The organism is Streptomyces sp. NPDC056160 (assembly GCF_042268205.1).
In the GTDB taxonomy this organism is placed as follows: domain Bacteria; phylum Actinomycetota; class Actinomycetes; order Streptomycetales; family Streptomycetaceae; genus Streptomyces.
Window position 1 is genome coordinate 1 of the sequence record NZ_JBHJUW010000051.1, and the last position, 23,418, is coordinate 23,418.

The 23,418-nt window shown below is 73.5% G+C and carries 22 protein-coding genes and 1 pseudogene; 10 read left to right on the forward strand and 13 right to left on the reverse strand.

Going from position 1 to position 23,418, the window contains the following annotated elements; all coding sequences use genetic code 11:
- Nucleotides 1-211: 211 nt before the first annotated feature.
- From araD to ACFC02_RS20180, 4 genes are all read right to left on the reverse strand, one after another.
- Nucleotides 212-1,945, reverse strand: a complete 1,734-nt coding sequence (gene araD, locus ACFC02_RS20165; RefSeq protein ID WP_376358760.1) for an L-arabinonate dehydratase — start codon at nt 1,943-1,945, stop codon at nt 212-214.
- Nucleotides 1,942-2,853 carry a dihydrodipicolinate synthase family protein gene (locus ACFC02_RS20170; protein ID WP_376358763.1) on the reverse strand — a complete coding sequence of 304 codons (912 nt, stop codon included), beginning with the start codon at nt 2,851-2,853 and terminating at the stop codon, nt 1,942-1,944. Before ACFC02_RS20170 ends, araD begins: the two co-directional genes overlap by 4 nt.
- Nucleotides 2,850-3,533: a GntR family transcriptional regulator gene (locus ACFC02_RS20175; protein WP_376358766.1), complete on the reverse strand. Its 684-nt coding sequence runs from the start codon at nt 3,531-3,533 to the stop codon at nt 2,850-2,852. Before ACFC02_RS20175 ends, ACFC02_RS20170 begins: the two co-directional genes overlap by 4 nt.
- Nucleotides 3,534-3,667: 134 nt before the next feature.
- Nucleotides 3,668-4,264 (reverse strand): TIGR03086 family metal-binding protein, encoded by a 597-nt coding sequence (locus ACFC02_RS20180; protein WP_376358769.1) that lies wholly within the window; start codon nt 4,262-4,264, stop codon nt 3,668-3,670.
- 248 nt (nt 4,265-4,512) lie between these two features.
- Here ACFC02_RS20180 and ACFC02_RS20185 point away from each other — a divergent pair.
- Nucleotides 4,513-5,766, forward strand: a pseudogene (locus ACFC02_RS20185) (MFS transporter); the annotation flags it as partial.
- Here ACFC02_RS20185 and ACFC02_RS20190 read toward each other — a convergent pair.
- The gene (locus ACFC02_RS20190) at nt 5,720-6,883 is read right to left on the reverse strand and encodes a hypothetical protein (protein ID WP_376358772.1); all 1,164 of its coding nucleotides are present in this window, start codon (nt 6,881-6,883) and stop codon (nt 5,720-5,722) included. The pseudogene ACFC02_RS20185 and the gene ACFC02_RS20190 overlap by 47 nt on opposite strands.
- A complete protein-coding gene (locus tag ACFC02_RS20195) occupies nt 6,880-7,821 on the reverse strand; it encodes a 5-dehydro-4-deoxyglucarate dehydratase (RefSeq protein WP_376358775.1) in 942 nt (313 codons plus the stop codon). Before ACFC02_RS20195 ends, ACFC02_RS20190 begins: the two co-directional genes overlap by 4 nt.
- Before the next feature lie 241 nt (nt 7,822-8,062).
- Here ACFC02_RS20195 and ACFC02_RS20200 point away from each other — a divergent pair, with 241 nt between their 5' ends.
- From ACFC02_RS20200 to ACFC02_RS20230, 7 genes are all read left to right on the forward strand, one after another.
- Nucleotides 8,063-8,872 (forward strand): NAD-dependent epimerase/dehydratase family protein, encoded by an 810-nt coding sequence (locus ACFC02_RS20200; RefSeq protein ID WP_376358778.1) that lies wholly within the window; start codon nt 8,063-8,065, stop codon nt 8,870-8,872.
- Between the two features lie 297 nt (nt 8,873-9,169).
- Nucleotides 9,170-9,940 (forward strand): DeoR/GlpR family DNA-binding transcription regulator, encoded by a 771-nt coding sequence (locus ACFC02_RS20205; RefSeq protein WP_376358781.1) that lies wholly within the window; start codon nt 9,170-9,172, stop codon nt 9,938-9,940.
- A gap of 112 nt (nt 9,941-10,052) precedes the next feature.
- Complete coding sequence (locus ACFC02_RS20210; protein ID WP_376358783.1) at nt 10,053-11,426, forward strand: ABC transporter substrate-binding protein; 1,374 nt, start codon at nt 10,053-10,055, stop codon at nt 11,424-11,426.
- Nucleotides 11,423-12,361, forward strand: coding sequence for a carbohydrate ABC transporter permease (locus tag ACFC02_RS20215; protein ID WP_376358787.1), 939 nt, complete (start codon nt 11,423-11,425; stop codon nt 12,359-12,361). Before ACFC02_RS20210 ends, ACFC02_RS20215 begins: the two co-directional genes overlap by 4 nt.
- A complete protein-coding gene (locus tag ACFC02_RS20220; protein WP_376358790.1) occupies nt 12,358-13,182 on the forward strand; it encodes a carbohydrate ABC transporter permease in 825 nt (274 codons plus the stop codon). Before ACFC02_RS20215 ends, ACFC02_RS20220 begins: the two co-directional genes overlap by 4 nt.
- Entirely contained in the window at nt 13,179-14,168 is a 990-nt protein-coding gene (locus ACFC02_RS20225; RefSeq protein WP_376358793.1) for a zinc-dependent alcohol dehydrogenase family protein, read from the forward strand. The genes ACFC02_RS20220 and ACFC02_RS20225 overlap by 4 nt, the downstream gene beginning before the upstream one ends.
- 210 nt (nt 14,169-14,378) lie before the next feature.
- Entirely contained in the window at nt 14,379-15,590 is a 1,212-nt protein-coding gene (locus ACFC02_RS20230) for a TerD family protein (protein ID WP_376358897.1), read from the forward strand.
- A gap of 69 nt (nt 15,591-15,659) precedes the next feature.
- Here ACFC02_RS20230 and ACFC02_RS20235 read toward each other — a convergent pair whose 3' ends face one another.
- Complete coding sequence (locus tag ACFC02_RS20235) at nt 15,660-16,244, reverse strand: TetR/AcrR family transcriptional regulator (RefSeq protein WP_376358796.1); 585 nt, start codon at nt 16,242-16,244, stop codon at nt 15,660-15,662.
- A gap of 152 nt (nt 16,245-16,396) precedes the next feature.
- On the opposite strand from ACFC02_RS20235, the gene ACFC02_RS20240 reads away from it, so the two are divergent.
- Complete coding sequence (locus ACFC02_RS20240) at nt 16,397-16,843, forward strand: nuclear transport factor 2 family protein (RefSeq protein WP_376358799.1); 447 nt, start codon at nt 16,397-16,399, stop codon at nt 16,841-16,843.
- Nucleotides 16,844-17,000: 157 nt separating this feature from the next.
- Here ACFC02_RS20240 and ACFC02_RS20245 read toward each other — a convergent pair whose 3' ends face one another.
- Complete coding sequence (locus ACFC02_RS20245; RefSeq protein WP_376358802.1) at nt 17,001-18,500, reverse strand: hypothetical protein; 1,500 nt, start codon at nt 18,498-18,500, stop codon at nt 17,001-17,003.
- 307 nt (nt 18,501-18,807) lie between these two features.
- Here ACFC02_RS20245 and ACFC02_RS20250 point away from each other — a divergent pair, with 307 nt between their 5' ends.
- The gene (locus ACFC02_RS20250) at nt 18,808-20,643 is read left to right on the forward strand and encodes an endonuclease/exonuclease/phosphatase family protein (protein ID WP_376358805.1); all 1,836 of its coding nucleotides are present in this window, start codon (nt 18,808-18,810) and stop codon (nt 20,641-20,643) included.
- Between the two features lie 39 nt (nt 20,644-20,682).
- Here the strand turns inward: ACFC02_RS20250 and ACFC02_RS20255 are convergent, their stop codons facing one another.
- The 5 genes from ACFC02_RS20255 to ACFC02_RS20275 form a co-directional block, all read right to left on the reverse strand.
- A complete protein-coding gene (locus ACFC02_RS20255; RefSeq protein ID WP_376358808.1) occupies nt 20,683-21,402 on the reverse strand; it encodes an antibiotic biosynthesis monooxygenase in 720 nt (239 codons plus the stop codon).
- A gap of 131 nt (nt 21,403-21,533) precedes the next feature.
- Nucleotides 21,534-21,953 (reverse strand): DUF3618 domain-containing protein, encoded by a 420-nt coding sequence (locus ACFC02_RS20260; RefSeq protein WP_376358811.1) that lies wholly within the window; start codon nt 21,951-21,953, stop codon nt 21,534-21,536.
- Nucleotides 21,950-22,402, reverse strand: a complete 453-nt coding sequence (locus ACFC02_RS20265; protein WP_376358814.1) for a phage holin family protein — start codon at nt 22,400-22,402, stop codon at nt 21,950-21,952. Before ACFC02_RS20265 ends, ACFC02_RS20260 begins: the two co-directional genes overlap by 4 nt.
- A gap of 54 nt (nt 22,403-22,456) precedes the next feature.
- Nucleotides 22,457-23,188, reverse strand: a complete 732-nt coding sequence (locus ACFC02_RS20270; RefSeq protein ID WP_376358817.1) for a hypothetical protein — start codon at nt 23,186-23,188, stop codon at nt 22,457-22,459.
- Entirely contained in the window at nt 23,185-23,379 is a 195-nt protein-coding gene (locus ACFC02_RS20275) for a hypothetical protein (protein WP_376358820.1), read from the reverse strand. The genes ACFC02_RS20270 and ACFC02_RS20275 overlap by 4 nt, the downstream gene beginning before the upstream one ends.
- Nucleotides 23,380-23,418 lie beyond the last annotated feature (39 nt).

The following is a 23,418-nucleotide window of genomic DNA, read 5'->3' on the forward strand; positions in this document are numbered from 1 at the left end:
GCGCGGGCGCGCCGGCCCGGCGGCGCCGCCCCCCCGCGGGGGGGGGGGGGGGGGGGGGGGCCGGCCGGGGGGGGGGGGGGGCCGCCCCCCCCCCCACGGCTGCGGCTTGGGCCATGGATGTTTTCCGTTCGCAGTGGGGCGGATACAGTGCGTGCGGGAAGCGCTTGCTGTGTACACATGCCCGAGGGGCTCCCCCGGGCGCGGCCGGGGGTCAGCCCGCGTACGGATCCGGCACGGCGCCCGGCCGGGCCAGGAACTCGAAGTCGCAGCCGGTGTCGGCCTGGGTGATCTGCTCGGCGTAGAGGGCCCCGTAGCCGCGTTCGTAGTGCCGGGGCGGCGGCGTCCACGCGGCCCGGCGGCACGCCAGTTCGTCGTCGTCCACGTCCAGGCGCAGGGTCCGCGCCCGGACGTCGAGGGTGATCAGGTCGCCGGTGCGCACCAGGGCGAGCGGGCCGCCGATGTACGACTCGGGCGCCACGTGCAGCACGCACGCGCCGTAACTGGTGCCGCTCATCCGGGCGTCGGAGATGCGGACCATGTCGCGCACGCCCTGCTTGAGGAGGTGGCCGGGGATCGGGAGCATGCCGTACTCGGGCATGCCGGGGCCGCCCTGGGGGCCCGCGTTGCGCAGCACCAGCACGCTGTCGGCGGTGATGCCCAGCGACGGGTCGTCGATGGTGCGCTGCAGGGTGCGGTAGTCGTCGAAGACGACGGCCGGGCCGGTGTGCCGCAGCAGGTGCGGTGCGGCGGCGATGTGCTTGATGACCGCGCCGTCGGGGCAGAGGTTGCCGCGCAGGACGGCCACCCCGCCCTCGGGTGCGACCGGGTTGTGGCGGGGCCTGATCACGTCGTCGTCGTGGACCCGGGCGCCGGCGAGCTGCTCGCGCAGGCTGTCGTGGGCGACGGTCGGCCGGCCCAGGTGGAGCAGGTCGGGGATGCGGGAGAGGAAGCCGGGCAGGCCGCCCGCGAAGTGGAAGTCCTCCATGAGGTACTTGCTGCCGCCGGGACGGACGTCGGCGAGGACCGGGACCGTGCGGGCGATGCGGTCGAAGTCGTCGAGGGTGAGCTTCACCCCGGCCCGCCCGGCCATCGCGATCAGGTGGATGACCGCGTTGGTGGAGCCGCCCAGGCCGAGGACGGTGGTGACGGCGTCCTCGAAGGCCTCGCGGGTGAGGATGTCGCCCAGACCGCGGCCCTTGTGGACCAGTTCGACGATCGTCGTCCCGGCCCTGGCCGCCATCCGGTCGTGCCCGGAGTCCACCGCCGGGATGCTGGAGGCGCCGGGCACGGTCACCCCCAGCGCCTCGGCGGCGGCGGTGAGGGTGGAGGCGGTGCCCATCGTCATGCAGTGGCCGGGCGAGCGGGCCAGGCCGCTCTCCAGTTCGGCCATCTCGCAGTCGCCGATGAGACCGGCCCGCCGGTCGTCCCAGTACTTCCACATGTCGGTGCCCGAGCCGAGGACCTCGCCGCGCCAGTGCCCCGGCAGCATCGGCCCGGCGGGCACGAAGACGGCGGGCAGTCCGGCGGAGGCCGCTCCCATGAGCAGGGCGGGCGTGGTCTTGTCGCAGCCGCCCATCAGCACGGCGCCGTCGACCGGGTAGGAGCGCAGCAGTTCCTCGGTCTCCATCGCCAGCAGGTTGCGGTAGAGCATCGGCGTCGGCTTCTGGAAGGTCTCGCTGAGCGTGGCGACCGGGAACTCCAGCGGGAAACCGCCCGCCTGCCACACTCCGCGCTTGACCGCCTGGGCGCGCTCGCGCAGGTGGACGTGGCAGGGGTTGATGTCGGACCAGGTGTTGAGGATCGCTATGACCGGCTTGCCCAGGTGCTCCTCGGGCAGGTAGCCGAGCTGGCGGGTGCGGGCGCGGTGGCTGAAGGAGCGCAGGCCGTCCGTGCCGTACCACTGGTGGCTCCGCAGGTCTTCGGGACGCTTGCGCGGCGCGCTCATATCGGCCACCCGGCGGCGATGGCGGCGACCTCGGCGCGCCCGCTCTCGGGCAGCGGCCTGCTCGGCGGGCGCACGTCCCGGCGGCACAGGCCGAGCGAGGCGAGGGCCTCCTTGACCACGGTGACGTTGTCGGCGGAGCCGCCCGCGGCGCGCAGTTCCTCGAAGCGGCGGATCTGCTCCCACACCTTCATCGCCGCCGGGTAGTCACCGGCCCGCAGCGACTCCAGCATGTTCAGGGAGACTGCGGGGGCCACGTTGACCAGGCCGGAGGTGAAGCCGGTGGCGCCGGCGGAGAAGTACGAGGGGGCGTACGGCTCGGCGAGGCCGGCCACCCAGACGAAGCGGTCGAGACCCGCGTCCCGGGCGAACGCGGCGAAGCGGGCCGCGTCCGGGACGGCGTACTTGACGCCGACGACGTTGGGGCAGGCGTCGGCGAGTTCGGCGAGGCGGGCGCCGGGCAGCTGGGCGTTGCGCAGGTAGGGCACGACGCCCAGTTCGGGCACGGCCTCTGCGATGGCGCGGTGGTAGTCGACCCAGCCGCCCTGGGAGACGTAGGGGTGGACGGGCTGGTGGACCATGACCATCTGCGCGCCCAGCTCGCGGGCGTGCCGGGCGCAGGCGACGGCGGTGGGGATGTCGTGACCGACGCCGACCAGGACGCTGGCCCGGCCGGCGCTCTCCTCGACGGTCAGTTCGGTGACCAGCCGGCGCTCCTCGGGCGTGAGGGCGTAGAACTCGCCGGTGTTGCCGCACGGCGTGAGGGTGGTGATGCCGCCGTCGAGCAGGCGGCGCAGCAGGGCCCGGTGGGTGGGCCGGTCGACGGAGCCGTCCGCGGCGAACGGGGTCACCGGGATCGCCACCACGTCGGCGAGGGCCGCCCGCTGGGTCTCGAAGGTCGCGCCGCTCATTTCCGGCCCTCCTCGGCGGGGGTGCCGAGCGGGTCCCGGGTGTCGAGGACCCCGGGGAAGGCCCGGTGCACGAAGGAGGCGATGTGGGCGTGGAGGGCGCGGGCGGCGCCGTCCGCGTCGCCGGCCAGGGCGAGCCGCAGGATCTCCCGGTGCTCGGCGGCCTCCTGTTCCCAGGAGGGGTCGGCGGACCAGGCCACGGCGGAGACGAGGGCGGCCTGGTCGCGGACCTCGTCGAGCATCCGGCCGAGCAGCGGGTTGCCGCAGGGCAGGTACAGGGCGCGGTGGAACTCGCGGTTGGCCAGGGAGCGTTCGGCGGTGTCCGCGGCCGCGTCGGCGCGCCGCAGCGCGTCCTGGGCGGCGTCGAGGGAGGCGGTACGGCGTACCGAGCGCCGCAGCGCCTCGGGCTCCAGCAGCAGCCGTACGTCGTAGACCTCGCGCGCCATGTCCGCGTCCACCATGCGCACGGTGACGCCCTTGTACTGGTTCATCACCACCAGTCCGGTGCCGGCCAGGGTCTTGAGCGCTTCGCGCACGGGGGTCTTCGACACCCCGAACTGTGCGGCGAGTTCGGTCTCGACCAGGGCCTGGCCGGGCGTCAGCTGCCCGGTGAGGATGCGGTGTTTGATCCCCTCCAGCACGAACTGCGTGCGGGAGGGGATCGGCGTGGGCACGGAGGTCATGAGCGCCTCTCGGATCTCGCGTATCGCGTCTCATATATGACGTACGAAGTACGACGCGATGAAGGTAAGAGGGGCGCTGGGTTTCGTCAACGCTTCTGACAGAGAAAACCCGCGGGTTCTGCCGGGTCGGTCGCTCAGGGGCGCGGCCGCCAGTGCGGGTCGCGGCCGCTCAGGCCCACCACGCGGTCGAGGAGCGGGGCGTCCTCGGGGACGGGGACGACGGGGCCGAAGATGCCGCCGCCCTGCCCGGCGTTTTGGTCCGCGGCGGCGCGCAGGAATCCGTGCGCCGCCCGCAGCGCGGCCGGGTCCGGCTCGTAGGCCTGGCCGGTGGCGCGGGCCAGGTCCCAGCCGTGGACCACCAGTTCGTCCGCGACGACGGCACCGGCGACCCCGCCCGGCAGGTCGACGCCGCCCGCGCGGGTCGTGCCGGTCCAGGCGGCCGGGTCGCGCCAGGCCTCGGCGAGGTCGTCGAGCACCCGGGGCAGTTCCTCGCGCCAGCCGGGGCCGACATCGGGCACGGTGGCGTTCGGGCGGGTGTCGGTCGTGGGGCCCAGGTTCTTGCGGGCCGCGTCGCGAAAGGCGGCGGACAGGCCGAGCAGGTGCCCGAGCAGATGCCGGGTGGCCAGGTCGGGGCAGGGCGTCGGGGCGGCGAGGTGCTCCTCGCCCACCCCCTGCGCAAGCCGCACCACGATGCGGGTCTGCGGTCCGAGGTCGAGGATCGGTTCGGTCATCGCATGCTCCTTGAGATCGCGCGGACGTCTTTCCTCGCAGGTGCAGACCGCCGTCGGCGGCGGAACTCATCGGGGGCGCGCCGTAGGGGGCCGCGGGGGCGTGCGCACGCCTCAGGAGGGCGGGTCTCCGGAAGGCGGGTCTGCGGAGGATGACCGAGCCGGGGGTGCCGGATTCCCGTCCGGCGGCGCGGAATCCGGGGCACCTGCCCCATCCGCGCGGCGGGGCCTCACCCCCACGCTCGGCAGGCATGACGACGACTGACGTGCCGGTGCCGCCGCTGCTCCGGGTGGTGCGCGACCGGCGGGCGGCCCTGTGCCTGACCGCCGTGGTGGTCTCCGGGTTCGGCACATCGGCGCTGTGGCTGGCGTGCGGTGTGTGGGTCAAGGACCTCACCGGCTCCACCGGGCAGGCCGCGCTGTGCCCGCTCGCCATGTGGGCGCCCACCCTGGCCGGGCCGCTGCTGGGCACGCTCGCCGACCGCACCCGCCGGGGGCCCCTGCTGATCGGCGTGAACCTGCTGCTCGCGGCGCTGCTCCTGCCCCTCCCCGCCGTCGGCTCCCCCGGCCGGCTCTGGCTGCTGTACGCGGTGCTGTTCCTCTACGGCGCCTTGGGCCTGGTGGCCGACGCCGCCCAGTCCGCGCTGGTCGCCGAGGCGGTCGCCCCGGCGCTGCTCGGTGACTTCAACGGGCTGCGCACGACCGCGACGGAGGGCATGAAGCTGCTGGCCCCCCTGGCGGGCGCGGGTCTGTACGCCGCGTACGGCGGCGCCTGTGTGGCACTGCTGGACGCGGTCACCTTCGTCCTGGCGGCAGGCCTGTACACGCTGCTGCGCGTCCGCGAGCAGCCGCCAAAGCGGCCGTCCGGATCCTGGCGGGAGCACACCGCCGAGGGTGTGCGCCGCCTCTGGTCCCACCCGCGGCTGCGCCCGCTGGTGCTGGCCGGCGGGGCGACGATGCTGTGCGCGGGCGTGAACGGCGCGCTGGTCTACGCGATCGTGGACTCGCTCGGCCACGCGCCCGCGTACGCCGGAGTGCTGTACGCCGTCCAAGGCGCCGGTTCGGTCCTGACCGGGCTCGTCTCGGGGTCCTGGCTGCGCCGCCTGGGCGGGCGCCGGTTCGCGGCGTACGGCATCGCCCTCACCGCTCTCGCGGTGGCCCTGCGGGCCGTACCGTCCGATCCGGTGGCCCTGGCCTGCGGCGCGGCCGTCGGAGCAGGGCTGCCCTGCGTGCTGATCGCCGTGTTCACCGCCGTGCAGCACGAGACTCCGGGCGAGTTGGTCGGCCGGGTGACGGCGACCGCCCAGACCCTCGTCCTCGCCCCGAACGCCGTGGGCCTGGCGGCCGGGGCATGGCTGGTCGGAACGGTCGACTACCGCCTCCTGCTCGCCGCCCCGGGCGCACTCCTGCTGGCGGTGTCGGCGGCCCTGACCCGCGCCCCCGCACGCCCGCTCCCCCTCACAACTCCCCGAGTGCCTCCCGTACCGCCCTCAGGTCCGCGTCCGAGGCCAGACCGGCGTGGTACAGCCTCAGTTCGGTCGCGCCCAGGTGCCGGGCGTGGGTGGCGGCCGTGGCGAGGCCGGCCGGGTCGCCGCCCAGGCCGGAGACGATCGTGAGGTTGGCGGCCAGGACGGCGTCCGCGCGGCCCTGTCCGGCGAAGGGCGTGAGGAGATCCGCGCCGCCCGTGCAGGGCACCACGACACCGTCCGCCACGGCCAGGACGTGCGCGGGGTCGACACCGGCGTTGGCGCCGCAGTGGTAGGAGACCGGGTCGGCGTGCAGCAGCACCCGGAAGCCCTCGGGTGCCGCCGCCCGGACCGCCGCGACGGCCTCCTCCTGGAGGGTGCGCGCCCTGTCGTCGCGCCACGCGCGCGTGCCCGCCGCCTCGCGCGCGCCGAGCAGCTTCTCGACCGCCGGCCAGCCGCCGGTGGAGGGCGCCCCCCGCCACACCGGCTCCAGCGCGGTGCGTACGGCGTCCGCCAGCGCGTCGGCGTCCAGGTCCTGTTGCCCGTAGCCCGCCCGGCAGGTGGGGCAGAAGCACAGGGACATCAGGTACTGCCCGGCGTCGCCGAGGCCGACCCCGGCGGTCTTGTCGTGGGCGTGCAGGTGGGCGAGGCCGTACCAGCCGAGGGACTCCAGTTCGGTGCCGCGGGCGCCGGGCCGTACGGCGGCCTCGGCGGCGAGGTCGACGAGGTAGGCGCGCGTGGCGGGCTGGGCGATGCACGGGGCCCACGGGTAGCGGTCGCCGTAGGCGTTGACGACGGAGGTGTCCGGGTGTTCGGCGCCGAGCCGGGAGTTGTGCGCGAGGACCACCCAGGTGTGCACCTCCAGACCGGCCGCGCTCAGCGCCTCGGCCGCCTCGCCGTACGCGTCCCCGGGCGCCCAGTCACCGGCGGGGTGGGGCCGCGGGGTCCGCCCCTGCCAGCGGCTGCCGGGCGGGTAGAGGACGGCCGCGTACTCGGCGGTGACCACGCGGTGGCGCGGGTGACGGGGGGTCAGCGCCCGCGTGGAGTGGTAGGCGGCGGCGAGGGTCGCCTGCGCCACGCCGAGCGCGGCGACGCGCCCGGCTGCTGCGGGGTCGCCGTTGACGTCCCAGGGGTAGACGAACGCCGACGCCCTCACGCGTCCCCCTCCAGCAGCGCGTACCCGCGCTCGATCAGCCGGGCGAGCTGCTTGACGTGGTCCTCGGCCGGTTCGTGCAGCGGCGGGCGCACCTCGCCGACGTCGAGTCCGCGCAGCCGTACGCCCGCCTTGACCAGGGAGACGGCGTACCCCCTGCCCTGGTCGCGCAGATCGACGAACGGACGGTAGAAGCCGTCCAGGAGCCGGTGCGCCGTCGTGTCGTCGCCGTCGCGCAGCGCCCGGTGGAAGGCGAGGGCGATCTCGGGGACGAAGCAGAAGACGGCGGAGGAGTAGAGGGTGATGCCCAGGCCCCGGTAGGCGAGCTGGGTCTGCTCGGCGGTGGGCAGGCCGTTGAAGTACAGGAAGTCGCCGGGGGCCTCGGTGCGGACGGCGCTGACGACGCGCTGCATGAGGTCCAGGTCGCCGAACCCGTCCTTGAGGCCGATGACGCCTTCGGTGCGGGCCAGTCGGACGGCGGTGTCGGGGGTGAACACGGCGTTGTCGCGCTGGTAGACGATGACGGGCAGGGCGGTGGCGGCGGCCACTTCGCGGTAGTGCCGCAGGAGCCCTTCCTGCCCGGCGACGACGAGGTAGGGCGGCATGGCGAGCAGTCCGTCCGCCCCGGCGGCCTCGGCGAGGCGGGCGTAGCGCACGGCGAGCGCGGTGCCGTACCCGGCGCCCGCCACGACCGGGACGCGCCCCCCGGTCGCCTCGACGGCCGCGCGGACGCAGGTCTCGAACTCCTCGGGCGTCAGCGCGTGGAACTCGCCGGTGCCGCAGCAGGCGAAGACGGCGGCGGCACCGGCCTCGACACCCCGGCGCACATGGGCGCGGTAGGCGTCGAGGTCGAGGGTGCCGTCGGGGCCGTAGGCGGTGACGGGGAAGAACAGCGGACCGCTGGGGATGCTGAGGCGTTCGGCGAGGGGGGCTGACGGCACGGGCTCTCCCTAGGGCAGTCACTCACGTTTCTGATCTGTGTCCATATTCATGAACACGCTCACGCTAAGCGGCCCCGCCCCGGCCGGTCAAGCGGGCAAACCGGCAAGCGGCAGCGGATTCCGCCCGCGTGCGCCACCCTGGCACGCGGCACACTTGACGGCGTACACCCGGGATCCCTAACGTGTCCATGCATGTGAACTCCAGCCATGGATGCGGCTGATGGACGCAAGGAGACCGAGGATGCCCGCTCCCCGCACCGTTCTGCTCACCGGCGCCGCCGGCGGACTCGGCACCCTGATGCGCGACCTGCTGCCGCAGTACGGCTACACGCTCCGCCTCCTCGACATGCGGCCGATCGAGGGCGAGCCGGACGCCGTCATGGCCGACCTCGGCGACAAGGCGGCCCTGCGGGCGGCGGTCCACGGCGTCGACGCGGTCGTCCACCTCGCCGGCATCTCGCTGGAAGCCCCCTTCGAGAAGATCCTCAAGGCCAACATCGAGGGCACGTACAACCTGTACGAGGCCGCCCGCGAGGAGGGCGTCGGGCGCGTCGTCTTCGCCTCCTCCAACCACGCGATCGGCCACACGCCCCGCCCGCGCGGCGACGACCCGCTGATCCCCGTCGACACCCCGCGCCGCCCTGACACCTTCTACGGCCTGTCGAAGTCGTTCGGCGAGGACCTCGCCCAGCTCTACTGGGACAAGCACGGCCTGGAGACCGTCTCGGTGCGCATCGGCTCCTGCTTCCCCGAGCCGACCAGCGTGCGCATGCTCTCGGTGTGGATGAGCCCCGCCGACGGCGCCCGCCTCTTCCACGCCGCCCTCACCGCCGAGAACGTCGGCCACACCGTCGTCCACGGCTCCTCCGCCAACACCCGCCTGTGGTGGGACCTGTCGAGCGCGCGGGCGCTCGGCTACGAGCCGCAGGACGACTCCGAGCCGTACGCCGCGAAGCTCATCGCCGAGCAGGGCGAACTCGACCCGGCCGACGAGGCCCACGCCTACCTGGGCGGCCACTTCGTGACCGACCCGCCGATCTGGCCCCACTGACGGCCCGGCGGCCCCGCCGCCCGCCGCGAAAACATCGCTCCGCGAGGCGGGCGGGCACCGAACGGGCCCGCCCGCCTCCGCGTACGGGCATCCGCCGTGCCCGAAACCACCTCCGCCCGGACAGCCCCGCAGGTCCGCGACAAACACGCGGCCGGGCAAACGGGCGCACCCGGGCAGCATCGAGCCCGCAACAGACCTGGTCGGCGCCGCGCACCCGCTGTACAACTGTGCCCCGAGGGCCCCACCGGGCCCGAACGGGCCCGAACGGGCAGCAGGCCAGGAAGGCAGGTGCAGGCGATGGGCGCGCGGACGGCGGAGGAGCGGCAGCGGGAGATCGTGCGGGCCGCGCGGGCCACCGGCCAGGTCGACGTCACCGCGCTGGCCGGCGAACTCGGCGTGGCCAAGGAGACCATCCGCAGGGACCTGCGCGCCCTGGAGGACCACGGCCTCGTCCGCCGCACCCACGGCGGGGCCTACCCGGTGGAGAGCGCGGGCTTCGAGACGACCCTCGCCTTCCGGGCCACCAGCCACGTGCCCGAGAAGCGCCGGATCGCCGCCGCGGCGGCCGAACTGATCGGGGACGCCGAGACGGTCTTCGTCGACGAGGGCTTCACCCCGCAGCTCATCGCCCAGGCCCTGCCCAGGGACCGGCCGCTGACCGTGGTCACCGCGTCCCTGCCGGTCGCGGGCGCCCTCGCCGAGGCCGCGAACGTCTCGGTGCTGCTGCTCGGCGGCCGGGTCCGCGCAGGGACGCTCGCCACCGTCGACCACTGGACGACGAAGATGCTCGCCGGCTTCGTCCTCGACCTCGCCTACATCGGCGCCAACGGCATCTCCCGCGAACACGGCCTGACCACGCCCGACCCGGCGGTCGGCGAGGTCAAGGCACAGGCGATGCGGGCCGCCCGGCGCACCGTCTTCGCCGGGACGCACACCAAGTTCGGCGCGGTCAGCTTCTGCCGGTTCGCCCAGGTCGGCGCGGTGGAGGCGATCGTGACCAGCACCCTGCTCCCGGCGGCCGAGGCCCACCGGTACGCCCTGCTGGGGCCGCAGGTCGTCCGGGTCTGAGCCCCCGGTGGCGCGGCCCGCCGGACCCCACCGCCCTGCCACCCCTGCCGCACACCCTGTTGAACCCCTTATGTACGGGTATAAACCACCTCCCTATGTCCAGGAGCGATCCATGCGAACCCAGAGCCGACGGCGGCCACCGCGAGCGACACACGCCCTGGCCGCCGCAGGGACGCTGCTCGCCCCGCTGCTCTCCGGCTGCTGGGTCGGGGCGGGCGGAGCCGGTTCCGGCGGCGACTCCATCAACGTGCTGATGGTCAACAACCCGCAGATGACGGAGTTGCAGAAGCTCACCGCCGCGCACTTCACCAAGGAGACCGGCATCAAGGTGAACTTCACCGTGCTGCCGGAGAACGACGTGCGCGACAAGATCAGCCAGGACTTCGCCAACCAGGCGGGCCAGTACGACGTGGCCACCCTGTCCAACTACGAGATCCCGATCTACGCCCGCAACGGCTGGCTGCACGCCATGGACTCCCACGTCGCCCGGGACCGGGCCTTCGACCAGGGCGACGTCCTCGCGCCGATGCGCCAGTCCCTCACCGCCGACGACGGCAAGCTCTACGGCGAGCCCTTCTACGGCGAGTCGTCCTTCCTCATGTACCGCAAGGACGTGTTCGCGGCCAAGGGCCTCACCATGCCCGCGCACCCCACCTGGCAGCAGATCGCCGGCCTCGCGGCGAAGGCCGACGGCGCACAGCCCGGGATGAAGGGCATCTGCCTGCGCGGACTGCCCGGCTGGGGCGAGCTGATGGCACCGCTCACCACGGTCGTGAACACCTTCGGCGGCACCTGGTTCGACAAGGACTGGAAGGCACACCTGGACTCGCCCGAGTTCACCGAGGCGACCAAGTTCTACGTCGACCTGGTCCGGCAGCACGGTGAGTCGGGCGCCGCGCAGTCCGGTTTCGCGGAGTGCCTGAACAACATGACCCAGGGCAAGGTCGCCATGTGGTACGACGCCACCAGCGCGGCCGGCTCCCTGGAGGCCAAGGGATCCCCCGTCAAGGGCAAGGTCGGCTACGCCCCCGCTCCGGTGGAGAAGACCAAGGCGTCCGGCTGGCTCTACACCTGGGCCTGGGGCATCCAGAACGCCTCCCGCAACCCCGACAAGGCCTGGAAGTTCGTCTCCTGGGCGTCCGGCAAGGAGTACGAGCAACTGGTGGGCAAGACGTACGGCTGGTCGAACGTCCCGGCCGGCAAGCGCGCCTCGACCTACGAGAACCCCGCGTACCGCCAGGAGGCCGCCGCCTTCCAGGAGATGACGAAGGACGCCATCGAGAACGCCCGCCCGAACGACCCGGGCGTGCAGCCCCGCCCCGCGCCCGGCATCCAGTTCGTCGACATCCCCGAGTTCACCGACCTCGGCACCAAGGTCTCCCAGGAGATCAGCGCGGCCGTCGCCGGACGCCAGTCCGTCGAGTCGGCCCTGAGGAAGTCCCAGCAGCTCGCCGAGAAGATCGCCAAGGAGTACGAGGGACGATGACCGCCACGACCACGGCCCCCGTGGCCGCCACCGAGCCGCTCGCACCCCGGCAGCCCTCCCCCAGGCTGCGCGCCTGGGCCACCCGCGCCCCGCTGCTGCCCGCCCTCGTCTTCATGATCGCCGTGACCCAGCTCCCGTTCGTGGCCACGCTGGTGATCTCCTTCTTCGACTGGAACGCGCTCTACCCGAAGGCCCGCCGCTTCACCGGCCTGGACAACTACCAGCAGGTGCTCACCGACGCGGACCTGCGCCACTCGGTGTGGACGACGGTGCTCCTGACGGTGGCGGTGGTCCTGGCCAGCCTGGTCCTGGGGCTCGCCCTCGCCCTGCTCCTGGACCGCCGCTTCCCCGGCCGGGGCGCCGTGCGCACCCTGCTGATCGCCCCGTTCCTCGTCGTGCCCGTCGCCGCCGCCCTGCTGTGGAAACACGTGCTCTACAACCCCGAGTACGGCCTGCTCAACGGCCTGCTGCACTACGTCGGCGGGCCCCAGCCCGACTGGATCTCGAACACCCCGCTGCTCGCGGTCGAGGCCTCCCTGGTGTGGCAGTGGACGCCGTTCATGATGCTGATCCTGCTGGCCGGGCTGCAGAGCCGCGACCAGCAGCAGATCGAGGCCGCCCGGGTGGACGGGGCCGGCGACTGGCAGATCTTCGTCCACCTCACGCTGCCGCACCTGCGCCGCTACCTCGAACTGGGGGCGCTGCTCGGCTCGATCTACATCGTCCAGAACTTCGACGCGGTCTTCACCCTCACCTCCGGGGGCCTCGGCACCGCCAACCTGCCGTACACCGTCTACCAGAGCTTCTACCAGGCCCACGAGAACGGCCTGGCCTCCGCCGCCGGTGTGCTGGTCGTCATCGGCTCCATCGTCATCGCGACCTTCGCCCTGCGCGTGGTCTCGTCCCTGTTCCGCGAGGAGGCGTCCCGCGCATGAACGTCCTCAAGCGCAACGGTCTCGGCCTGGTCGCCTGGCTGGCCGGCATCGTCTTCTTCCTGCCCATCGCCTGGATGGCGCTGACGTCCTTCCACTCGGAGGCGGACGCGGCGACCAACCCGCCCTCCTTCGCCGCCTCCCTCACCCTGGACGGCTACCGCGAGTTCTTCGGCAGCGGCGGCGGGCCCAGCCCCTGGCCGGCGCTGGTCAACTCGGCGGTCGCCTCGGTGGTGTCGACGCTGTTCGTCCTGGTCCTGGCCCTCCCGGCGGCGTACGCGCTGTCGATCCGGCCGGTGAAGAAGTGGACGGACGTGCTGTTCTTCTTCCTGTCCACCAAGATGCTGCCCGCGGTGGCGGGACTGCTGCCGATCTACCTGTTCGCGAAGAACGCCGGGATGCTGGACAACATCTGGCTGCTCGTCATCCTCTACACCTCCATGAACCTGCCGATCGCGGTGTGGATGATGCAGTCGTTCCTCGCCGAGGTGCCGGTCGCGGTGATCGAGGCGGCCCGGGTGGACGGCGCGCGCCTGCCCACGATCCTGGCCCGGGTGGTCACCCCCATCGCCGTCCCCGGGATCGCGGCGACGGCACTGATCTGCTTCATCTTCAGCTGGAACGAACTGCTCTTCGCACGGGTGCTCACCGGCGTGGTCGCCGAGACCGCCCCCGTCTTCCTGACCGGCTTCATCACCAGCCAGGGCCTGTTCCTGGCGAAGGTGTGCGCCGCGTCGCTCGTCATCTCCCTGCCGGTGCTCGCCGCGGGGTTCGCCGCCCAGGACAAACTGGTCCAGGGCCTGTCGTTGGGAGCCGTGAAATGAAGGCCGCCGTCATCGAGTCCGTGGGCCGTGCCGTCGTCACCGAGGTCCCCGACCCCACCCCCGGGCCGCGCGAGGTCGTCGTGGAGGTCGCCGCCTGCGGTCTGTGCGGGACCGACCTGCACATCCTCCAAGGTGAGTTCGCGCCCAAGCTGCCGATCGTGCCGGGCCACGAGTTCGCCGGGCGTGTCGTCGCCGTCGGCACCCAGGTCACCGAGGTCGCGGCGGGCGACCGGGTGGCGGTGGACCCGTCCCTGTACTGCTACGAGTGCCGCCGGTGCCGCACCGGCCACAACAACCTGTGCGAGCGCTGGGCGGCGATCGGCGTGACGACCGCGGGCGGCGCGGCCCAGTACGCGGTGGCCCCGGTCGCCAACTGCGTCAAGCTCCCCGAGCACGTCCGCACCGAGGACGCGGCCCTGATCGAGCCGCTGTCCTGCGCGGTGCGCGGCTACGACGTCCTGCAGTCCCGGCTCGGCGCCCACGTCCTGATCTACGGTTCCGGGACGATGGGCCTGATGATGCTGGAGCTGGCCAAGCGGACCGGCGCGGCGAGCGTGGACGTGGTCGACCTGAACCCCGCCCGCCTGGAGACGGCCCGCGGCCTCGGTGTCTCGGCGTCGGCCGCCAACCCGGACGAACTGGACCGCCCCGAGGGCTGGGACCTGGTCATCGACGCGACGGGCAACGCGGCGGCCATCCAGGACGGCCTGAACAGGGTCGCCAAGGCGGGCACGTTCCTCCAGTTCGGCGTGGCCGACTACGCCACGCGCGTGGAGATCGACCCGTACCGCATCTACAACCAGGAGATCACCATCACGGGCTCCATGGCGGTCCTGCACAGCTACGAACGCGCGGCCGAGCTGTTCGCGAACGGCGTGCTCGACCCGGACGTCTTCATCAGCGACCGCCTCCCGCTGGAGAGCTACCCGCAGGCGCTGGAGCAGTTCGCGGCGGGGGTGGGCCGCAAGATCGTGGTGGTGCCGTAGCCCGTCCGGTGCTTGGGGACGAGACCGAAGGCCGATCAGAGGGTCTGGGGGCTGGGGCGGAGCCCCCCAGGGACTCGGGAACGGGAGGGGCGGCGGGGGCGAACCCCTTCGGGCCGCTGCGGTCCCGCGCCCGCCGCCACCCGGACGGCCTCTTCCCGCTGGGTAAGGGAACGGCAAAGTGCCCTCGCTCGTTCACCCGGCATGACAGCTATGACCCCCGGCTCGAACATCCCTCTCTCCACCGCCCGTGTCACGGTGGACGTGGCCGCTCCCGTGCGGCTGGACGTTTCGGGCCTGCTGCTCACCGGCGACGGCAAGGTGCGCTCGGACGACGACTTCATCTTCTACAACCAGCCCTCCGGGCCGGGCGTGACCTACCGCTCCGGCGGCGGCACCGCGCCGGACGCGATCATCGTCGACACGGCCGCCGTACCGCCGGGCATCGAGAAGATCGTGGTCACCGCCAGCCCGGACGCCGCCGGGCAGTCCTTCCAGGGCATCGAGCCCACGGCCACCATCCGCGACGCGGACGACGGCTCCCCGCTGGCCACGTTCACCCCGCCCCGGCTCGGCACCGAGACGGCACTGGTGGTCGTGGAGATCTACCTGCGCGGCGGCCAGTGGAAGGCGCGGGCCGTCGGCCAGGGGTACGCCGACGGGCTCGCGGGCATCGCGACCGACTTCGGGGTGAGCGTGGAGGAACCGGCACCCGCCCCGCAGCGGCCCGTGGCCCCGCCCCACCCGGGCACCCCACCGCAGCCGACGGCCCCGCCGCCCGCCCCGCACACCCGGGTCGCCCCGTCGGACGCTCCCCCGCCCCCGGCCCCGCCCGCTCCCGGCTCCGGGAAGGTCAACCTCGACAAGGGCCGGGTCAGCCTCCAGAAGAACCAGACGGTGTCCCTGGTCAAGGGCGGCCGTCCCCTGCTGTCCCAGGTGAAGATGGGCCTGGGCTGGGAGCCCGCCTTCCGGGGCGCCGACATCGACCTGGACGCCTCGGTCATCGCCTACGGCCCGCAGCGCAACCACATCGACAGCTGCTACTTCGGCAAGCTGTCCATCCTCGGCGGCGCGGTGAAGCACTCCGGCGACAACCTCACGGGCGAGGGCGCGGGCGACGACGAGGTCATCGTGGTCGACCTCGGGCGCATCCCCCAGGAGGTCACCGGCCTGGTCTTCACGGTCAACTCCTTCTCCGGCCAGAAGTTCACGGAGGTGGCCAAGGCCTACTGCCGTCTCCTCGACGCCGCCACCGAGGAGGAGCTGGTCCGCTTCGACCTCACCAACGCCGAGGCCCAGACCGGCGTGATGATGGCCAAGCTCATCCGGCAGTACTCGGGCGAGTGGGAGATGACGGCGATGGGCGACTTCGTCAAGGCGCGCACCGTACGGAACATGGTGAAGCCGGCGGCCCAGGCGCTGTAGGCGCGGCGGCAGCGGTGCGGGCGCCCCGGCACCGGGCGGTGCGGGGGCGCCGACGGCCGGTCACCGTGCTCACGCCGCCGCCCGCAGCCCCTCCAGCAGCAGGGTCAGATAGCGGCGGATGTGCGCCGCCTGCCCCGCTCCCTGCCCGTCGGCCAGCTCGGCGGCCGTCGTCACCCCGTGGGCCAGCCGCAGCAGTTCGACCGGCTCCAGGTCCGTCCGCAGGGTCCCCTCGCGCTGCGCGGCCGCCACCAGCCGGGTCGCGGCGCCCTTGAGCGACGTACCGCACACCGTGACCGCCGCCGCGCCGCCGTCCGCGACGGCCGAACCCAGCAGCGCCTTCAGACCGCGCGCCTGGATCGTCCAGACGCACAGCTCGTTCAGCCACGCCGTCAGCGCTTCGCCCGGCGGCAGCCGCCCGGCCAGCTCGTCCGCGCGGGCGGAGATCGCCTCGATCCGGTCCACGTAGGCCGCCTCCAGGAGGGCCTGCCGGTTCGGAAAATGCCGGTACAGCGTGCCGGAGCCGACGCCGGCGCGCTTGGCGATGTCGTCGAGGGAGGCGTTCTCCCCGTGTTCGGCGAAGGCCTGGGCCGCCACCTGGAGCAACCGCTCGTAGTTGCGCCGGGCATCCGCGCGCATGGGCCTGACCTGCGTCATCCAGATACTCCTTGCGAACCGGAGACCACCTCCGTAAATTTACCGGAGAGAAAACGGAGACAGTCCCCACTTACGCCGTTCCCCGTCTCGCTCCGGCGCCCGCCTGCCCGCCGGCCCCGGCCCCTCTTCCCCGCCCGAAGGAGTGTGCCCGCATGCCCCCGGCCCCCGAACCGTCCCCGGCCCACCGCGGCCCCCGCGCGATTCTCGACCGCTACCGCCGGGCCATGCTCGACAAGTCCGCGGACCGGCTGGCCGACCTGTACGCAGGCGACGCCGTCCACGAGTTCCCGTTCCGCTTCCCCGGCCTGCCCGCCCGCTACCAGGGGCGCGAAGAGGTGCGCGCGGGCTACAGGGCACTGTGGGGCGCGAGCCCGGTACGGCCCGAGCACATCCACGAGACGGCCGTCCACGAGTCCACCGACCCGGAAGTCATCACCGTCGAGCAGACCGTCACCGGCACCCTGACCACGACCGGGGAACCCTTCGAGGTCCCCGGCCTGCTGGTCATACGCGTCCACGAGGGTCTGATCACCCACGTCCGCGACTACATGGACGGCCTCGCGGTGGCCCGTATGCGAGGCGGGCCACCGGTGCGGTGAGACGGGCCCCGCCCCCTCAGCCGGCCCAGGGCCAGTCCGCGTCCCGCCCCGCCCCGCCCCGCCCCGATCATCCGTCCTGCCTGTCGCACCTGGACGTACGTCTCTCCAGGAGGGACGCCGCGGCAGGGGCGAACGAATCAATCGCGCCCCGGTGCGGTCAACCGCCGTGCGCGGAGCGCGCCTTGAAGGCCGCCTTGCGGGCCTCCTTCGCGATCTTCTTGTCCGGGTGCAGCCGCCCCATCGCCTCCAGCACGTCAGCCGTGTGCGGGTGGTCCACCCGCCAGGCCGCGGCGAAGAAGCCGCTGTGCTGCTCGGCCAGGCCCTGCACCAGTGCGTGCAGTTCGTCGGACTCGCCCTCGGCGGCCAGTTGCGCGGCCACCGTGTCGATGGTGAGCCAGAAGACCATGTCCTGGGTGGGCGGGGGCACGTCGGGAAGGCCGCGCTCGGTCAGCCAGACCCGGGCGAGCCCGCCCAGTTCGGCGTCGTCGAGCACCTCGCGCAGCGCCGGTTCGGCCACGGCGCCCACCAGGGACAGGGCCTGCTGGCAGCGGAGCCGGCGCAGCGGGGCCCCGGCGTCCGTGCCGCGCGCGGCGGCGAGCAGCTCGCGCGCGGCGGCCAGGGGCTCGCGGCGCGCCAGCCACTGTTCGGTCTCGGCGTGCGCGGCCGCGGGCGGGAAGCCGGCGGTGCCGTCGAGCAGCGCGTCCGCTCCCTTGTCCGCGAGGTCGCCGACGGCCGGGGCGTCGAAGCCGGCCTCCAGGAGCCGGGCGCGCATGCCGTACAGCCCGAGCGGGGTGAGCCGCACCATGCCGTAGCGGGCGACCTCCACCTCGTCGTCGGACACCGTCGTCCCGGCGGCCGGCTCCCCGGCGCCCCCGGCACTCCCGCCGTCGCCGGGGTCACCGAAGTCCCCGGCGTCCTGGGCGTCCCCGGCGTCCTCCAGAAGCGCCTCGTCCACCGGCCGGTAGTCGACGAGCCCGACCGGCTCCAGCAGCCGGAACTGGTCGTCCAGCCGCATCATCGCGTCGGAGACCTGTTCCAGTATGTCGTCGGTGGGCTCCCCCATGTCGCTGGGCACGATCATGGAGGCGGCCAGCGCCGGCAGTGGCACCGGTGCACCGGCGGGTCCCTCCTCGCCCACGGTCAGCAGGTACAGGTTGGCGAGCACACCGTCCAGGAACTCCGCCTCGGCCTGGGGGTCCCACTCCAGCGTGGAGAGGTCGACGGCGCCGCCCTCGTCCATCGCGTCGATCAGGCCGTCCAGGTCGGGCACGCTCGCGTCGGCCAGGACGGCCTCCAGCGCGGTCAGCCAGACGGTGAGGACGTCGTGCGGCGAGCCGCCGGTGAGCAGCCGCAGTTCCGCGCCCGCCGTGACGGTGCCCTCCTCCTCGTCGGTGATCTCGACGAGGCCGGTGTCGACGGCCGTCCGCCAGGCCTCGCTCGCCCAGGCCGCCGCGTCGTCGCCGCTCAGCCCCAGTTCCCCGGCAGCGGCGGGCAGTTGCTCCGGTACCAGGGCGCCGCCCGCGTCCACCCGGGTCCCGGGGCCGGCCCAGCGGGCGAGCCGAGCGGCCCGGGACAGGAGCGGGGTGGCGAGGGCGTCCCGGGCCAGCTCCGGTTCAAGAGCCAGCCGCACCGGCGGCAGCGGGGACGTGTCTGACATCGGCTGGTTCTCCTAGCGGACCTGGTGACCCGGGGGTTCGGCACCCCGGGCCGAAAAGCCTGACGACTCAACCGCTCAGCCTAGACGGATTTCCACCCATGCCGCCCGGTTCATCTCCCGGACGCCGTCCGTACATGGCCGAAACCTTGACAACCCCCCTGGCCGCGCAGGAGATTGACGCGCGTAGAAATTCGAGGGACAGCTGTTCACCGACTGCTCTGCGCGCCGCGCCGCCCACCGGTCGCGGCACCCGGTTCCACGCTCCACCCTCGTCCCGGCGCTCCTGTACGTCCCCGGAGGGATTCCGTTGCCGAGCAAGTCTTCCGCGCGCCTCGCCGCGCTGACCGTCGCCGCCGTCTGCTCCGCGGCGGCACTCACCCAGATGATCGTCCTGCCCGCGCCCGCGCACGCGGACTCCGTGCGCATCCACGACATCCAGGGCACCACCCGGATCTCCCCGTACGCCGGCCAGAGGGTCTCGGACGTGGCCGGAATCGTCACCGGCGTCCGGCCCTACGGCGCCTCGAAGGGCTTCTGGATGCAGGACCCCGACCCTGACGCGGACCCGGCCACCAGCGAGGGCGTGTTCGTCTTCACCAGCTCCGCCCCGAAGGTGGCTGTGGGCGACTCCGTCACGGTCACCGGCACGGTCTCCGAGTACGTCCCCGGCGGCACCTCCTCGGGCAACCAGTCGGTCACCGAGATCACCAAGCCCGCCGTCACCGTGCTCTCCTCCGGCAACGCCGTCCCGGCCCCGGTCGTCGTCGACGCGAAGGCGGTCCCGGCCGCCTACGCCCCGGCCGGCGACAGCGCGGCCAACGGCTCGGTCAACGCCCTGCCGCTGCGCCCCTCGCGCTACGCCCTGGACTACTACGAGTCCCTGGAGGGCATGAACGTCCAGGTCACGGACGCCCGCGTGGTCACCGCCACCGACCCGTACACCGAGCTGTGGGTCACGGTGAAGCCGCACGAGCACGCCACCCGGCGCGGCGGCACCGTGTACGGCTCCTACGACTCCCAGAACACCGGCCGCCTCCAGATCCAGTCGCTCGGCGCCACCGCCGACTTCCCGGTGGCGAACGTCGGCGACACTCTCACGGGCGCCACCACCGGCCCCCTGGACTACAACCAGTTCGGCGGCTACACGCTGGTCGCGAACCGGCTCGGCCCGCTGGAGAGCGGCGGCCTGCGGCGCGAGTCGACCCGCGCGCAGTCCCGCGACGAGCTGGCGGTGGCCACCTACAACGTGGAGAACCTGGACCCGTCCGACACCACCTTCGCCGCGCACGCCTCCGCGATCGTGAACAACCTCCGCTCGCCCGACATCGTGTCCCTGGAGGAGATCCAGGACGACAACGGCGCCACCGACGACGGCACGGTGACCGCGGGCGTGACGATGGCCAAGCTGATCGACGCGATCGTCGCCGCGGGCGGCCCGCGCTACGAATGGCGCTCGATCGACCCGGTGGACGACCAGGACGGCGGCGAGCCCGGCGGCAACATCCGCCAGGCCTTCCTGTTCAACCCGGCCCGGGTCTCCTTCACCGACCGCCCCGGCGGCACCTCCACGACCGCCGTCGGCGTCACCCGCGTGCACGGCAGGGCCGCCCTGACGGCCTCACCGGGCCGCGTCGACCCGGCGAGCGAGGCGTGGAAGTCCAGCCGCAAGCCGCTGGCCGGCGAGTTCGTCTTCCGGGGCCGCACGGTCTTCGTGATCGCCAACCACTTCGCCTCCAAGGGCGGCGACCAGGGGCTGACCTCGCAGTACCAGCCGCCGGTGCGCAGCTCGGAGACCCAGCGCCACCTCCAGGCGGCCGAGGTGAACTCCTTCGTCAAGGACATCCTGAAGGTCCAGCGGAACGCGGACGTGATCGCCCTCGGCGACATCAACGACTTCGAGTTCTCCGGCACCGCGAAGATTCTGGAGGGCCGCGGCGAGCTGTGGTCGGCGATCAAGTCGCTGCCCGCGAGCGAGCGGTACACGTACGACTACCAGGGCAACGCGCAGGTCCTGGACCAGATCCTGGTCAGCCCGTCGATCCGGCACGGCCGGCGCTTCGCGTACGACAGCGTGCACATCAACTCGGAGTTCCACGACCAGATCAGCGACCACGACCCGCAGGTGCTGCGGTTCTGCCCGTAGCGGGCGCCGCCCGCCCGGCCTCGTCCCCGCCGGCCGTCTTCAGGCGGGGACGAGGCCGAGCGCGTGCTCGTAGCGCCTGACGGTGCTGCTCCTCAGCCCTGGCCAGTTCCGTACGCGCTGCCACTGCGCGCTCGCCGACCCGACGCCCGCACCGGGAGCCGCCAGGGCGTCGGCGTGCGCCTGGGCGCTCTCCCACTGTGCGTAGTTCAGGACACGCCTGCCGTCGGTGCTCAGGTGGAAGTGGGCGGCCATCCCTGCGGGGTGCGGCGCCGGCTCCGCGGCCAGGGCTTCCAGGACCGCGTCGGCCCAGGCGCGCTGCCGGTCCGCGTCGGGGCCGTCGAACTCGACCTCGACGATGACGACACACCCGGGGACCCGCTCGTCCGGTCCGGCCGAGGCGCCGCGGTAGTAGCGGTAGCGGCCGAGGCCGAGGCGCTCGATCCCGGGCACGGCGGTGTCGATCTCGTCGACCCGTTCCTGCCGCAGGGTCCGTACGAACGCCTCGTACGCCTGCTCGCTCGCCCACTGCGAGTGGTGGAGCAGCGTCGAGCCGTCCTCGCCCGCGTAGACGTGGTAGGAGAGCAGGCCGTCCGCCGGCCAGGGCCGCCGGCCCCAGGCCTCGGCGACGGCGTCGACGGTCTGCCGCTGCCGGTCGGGCGTCCCCACGCGCCAGGTGCTGAAGAAGGGCGCGCCGACCCGCGGATCGCCGAGGTCGGGGTGGGTGCTGGTGCGGCGGGGCGTACGGGGTACGGGACTCATCGGGGCGGCCCTTCGCTGATCGGCGTCTGACGCGGACGCCCCCACTCTCTGACCTCGACCAAGGTTGAGGTCAAGGCCGGGACGAAGGAAGCCGCCCCGCCCGGGGCCGGCCCGGTACGCCCACCGCCCCGTCAGCAGATGTGTGCCCGGCGCCGCCGCCTCAGCAGCCCCGCCGTCAGCACCGCCACTCCCGCCGCGCCCACGAGCAGCAACGGCCGGGGATGGCGCCGGCAGGCCCGCGCCGCGTCGCTCACCGGCCCTGAGGCGGAGTGCCGGGTGTGCCGCAGGGCGCGGGCGGCCCGTTCCTCCGCGCGGTGACCGGCCTGGGCGGCGCCGCTGCGCAACTGGACGCCCATCGCCCCGGCCCGGTCCCGCAGATCGGCTGCCCGGGCCCTGGTACGGCCCTTCACGTCGGCCTTCGCCGCCAGTTCCTCGACTGTGTCGCCGAGGCGGCTCCTGGTCCGCTCGATCTGCTCCCGCAACTCGTCCGGCCCCTTCGCGCCGAGGGCCCGTGCGGCCCCGCCGCCCGCCCCCTGCCTGCTGTCGGTCATCGGTGGTGTGCCCTTTCCTTGAGTTCCTCGACGTCCGCCTTGACGCTGCCGAGCGCCTCCTGCGGCTTGGGCGGCCCGGCGCGGCGCAACTGAGCGCGCCCGGTGAGGGCCAGGACGCCCGCGATCGCGAACAGCGCGCCGGTCACGATCAGCGCGGCGGCCCACACGGGCAGCACCAGCGCGAGCGCGGCGACGGCCGTACCGGCGAGCGCGAACACTCCGACGTACGCGACGGCACCCGCGGCGCCCAGCAGTCCGCCGCCCCGCCCCATGCGCCGGCCTTTCGCGGCCAGTTCCTCCTTGGCGAGGGCCACTTCCTGCCGTGCCAGCAGGGAGAGCTGTTCCGTGGCGTCATGGACGAGTTCGCCCACCGACCGGTCGCTCTCGGGGCGGACGGCCGCCACGGCATGCTGCGTTCGGACGGGTCTGGCATCGATGGTCCCGGTCACGGTGTCCCGCCTCCTCTCGGTCCGGGACGACCGGGTACCCCTCGGGCGCCTGGGCTACCCCTCGCCCGTGCCGCCGGGCCCGCGCTCGCCGAGCAGGGCCAGCTGGGTCTGGAACCAGTCGAGCCGGGCCTGCAACAGGGCGGCTTCCGCGGCGAGTTCGGGCAGGCCGAGTTCACCGGCCCCCGCGGGAGCGGACGGCGGCGCGGGTGCGCCCCCGGTGACGGCGGCCACCGGGGGCGCACCGGCCGGCGGAGCCCCGGCCACCACCCGCAGTCCGTCTCCGGCCAGCCGGGCGAACCCGGCGAGGGTCACGGCCGTACGGCCGCTCGCGCAGCCCCCGCAGGCGGCGGCCAGCGCGCGCCGGCCGGGCCTGCCCCAGCCCGCGTCGGCCAGTGCGACGGCGGGCGCGCCGCACGCGCACGGCCCGACCGTCATGGTCCGCACCCGCTGGCGGGCGTAGCGGTAGCCGCGTTCGAAACGGATGTAGGAACCGAGGACCGAGACCTCCAGGAGGACGGCGGCCCGGTGCTCGGCCGTGCACAACAGCTCCTCGGCCACGACACGTTCGTGCACGCAGTGGAAGCCGCAGTCGCACAGGCGGGCGGGCGGCCGGTGGCGGCGTCCGTAGACGCAGCCGGCGTCCGCGACGACGCCGTACGGCAGCGCGCCGCCGAGCGACACTCCGGTGAACCCGGCCCGGGTGCCGTCCTGCGACAGCACCGGGTGGGCGATCTTGTAACCGGTCGGCGGCTCCGTCGGACGTTCCGTCGGCAGCCGCAGCCTCATCGGGCGGCCGGGACCTCTTCGGACGCGGTGGTCTGCGACTCCTCAGGGACCTCCACGGCCACGATCCGTACGGGAGTCTCCTCCTCGGCGGCCCGCGGCTGCTCCTCCTCCTGCGCGACTCCGGTGGCCAGTGCCTTGCCGAGCTTCATGACGCCTCCCATGAGCTGCCCGTCAGTGACCTTCTCCCCCATGGTGACCCATCCCGCCGACTTTGGACACAGCACACTGTC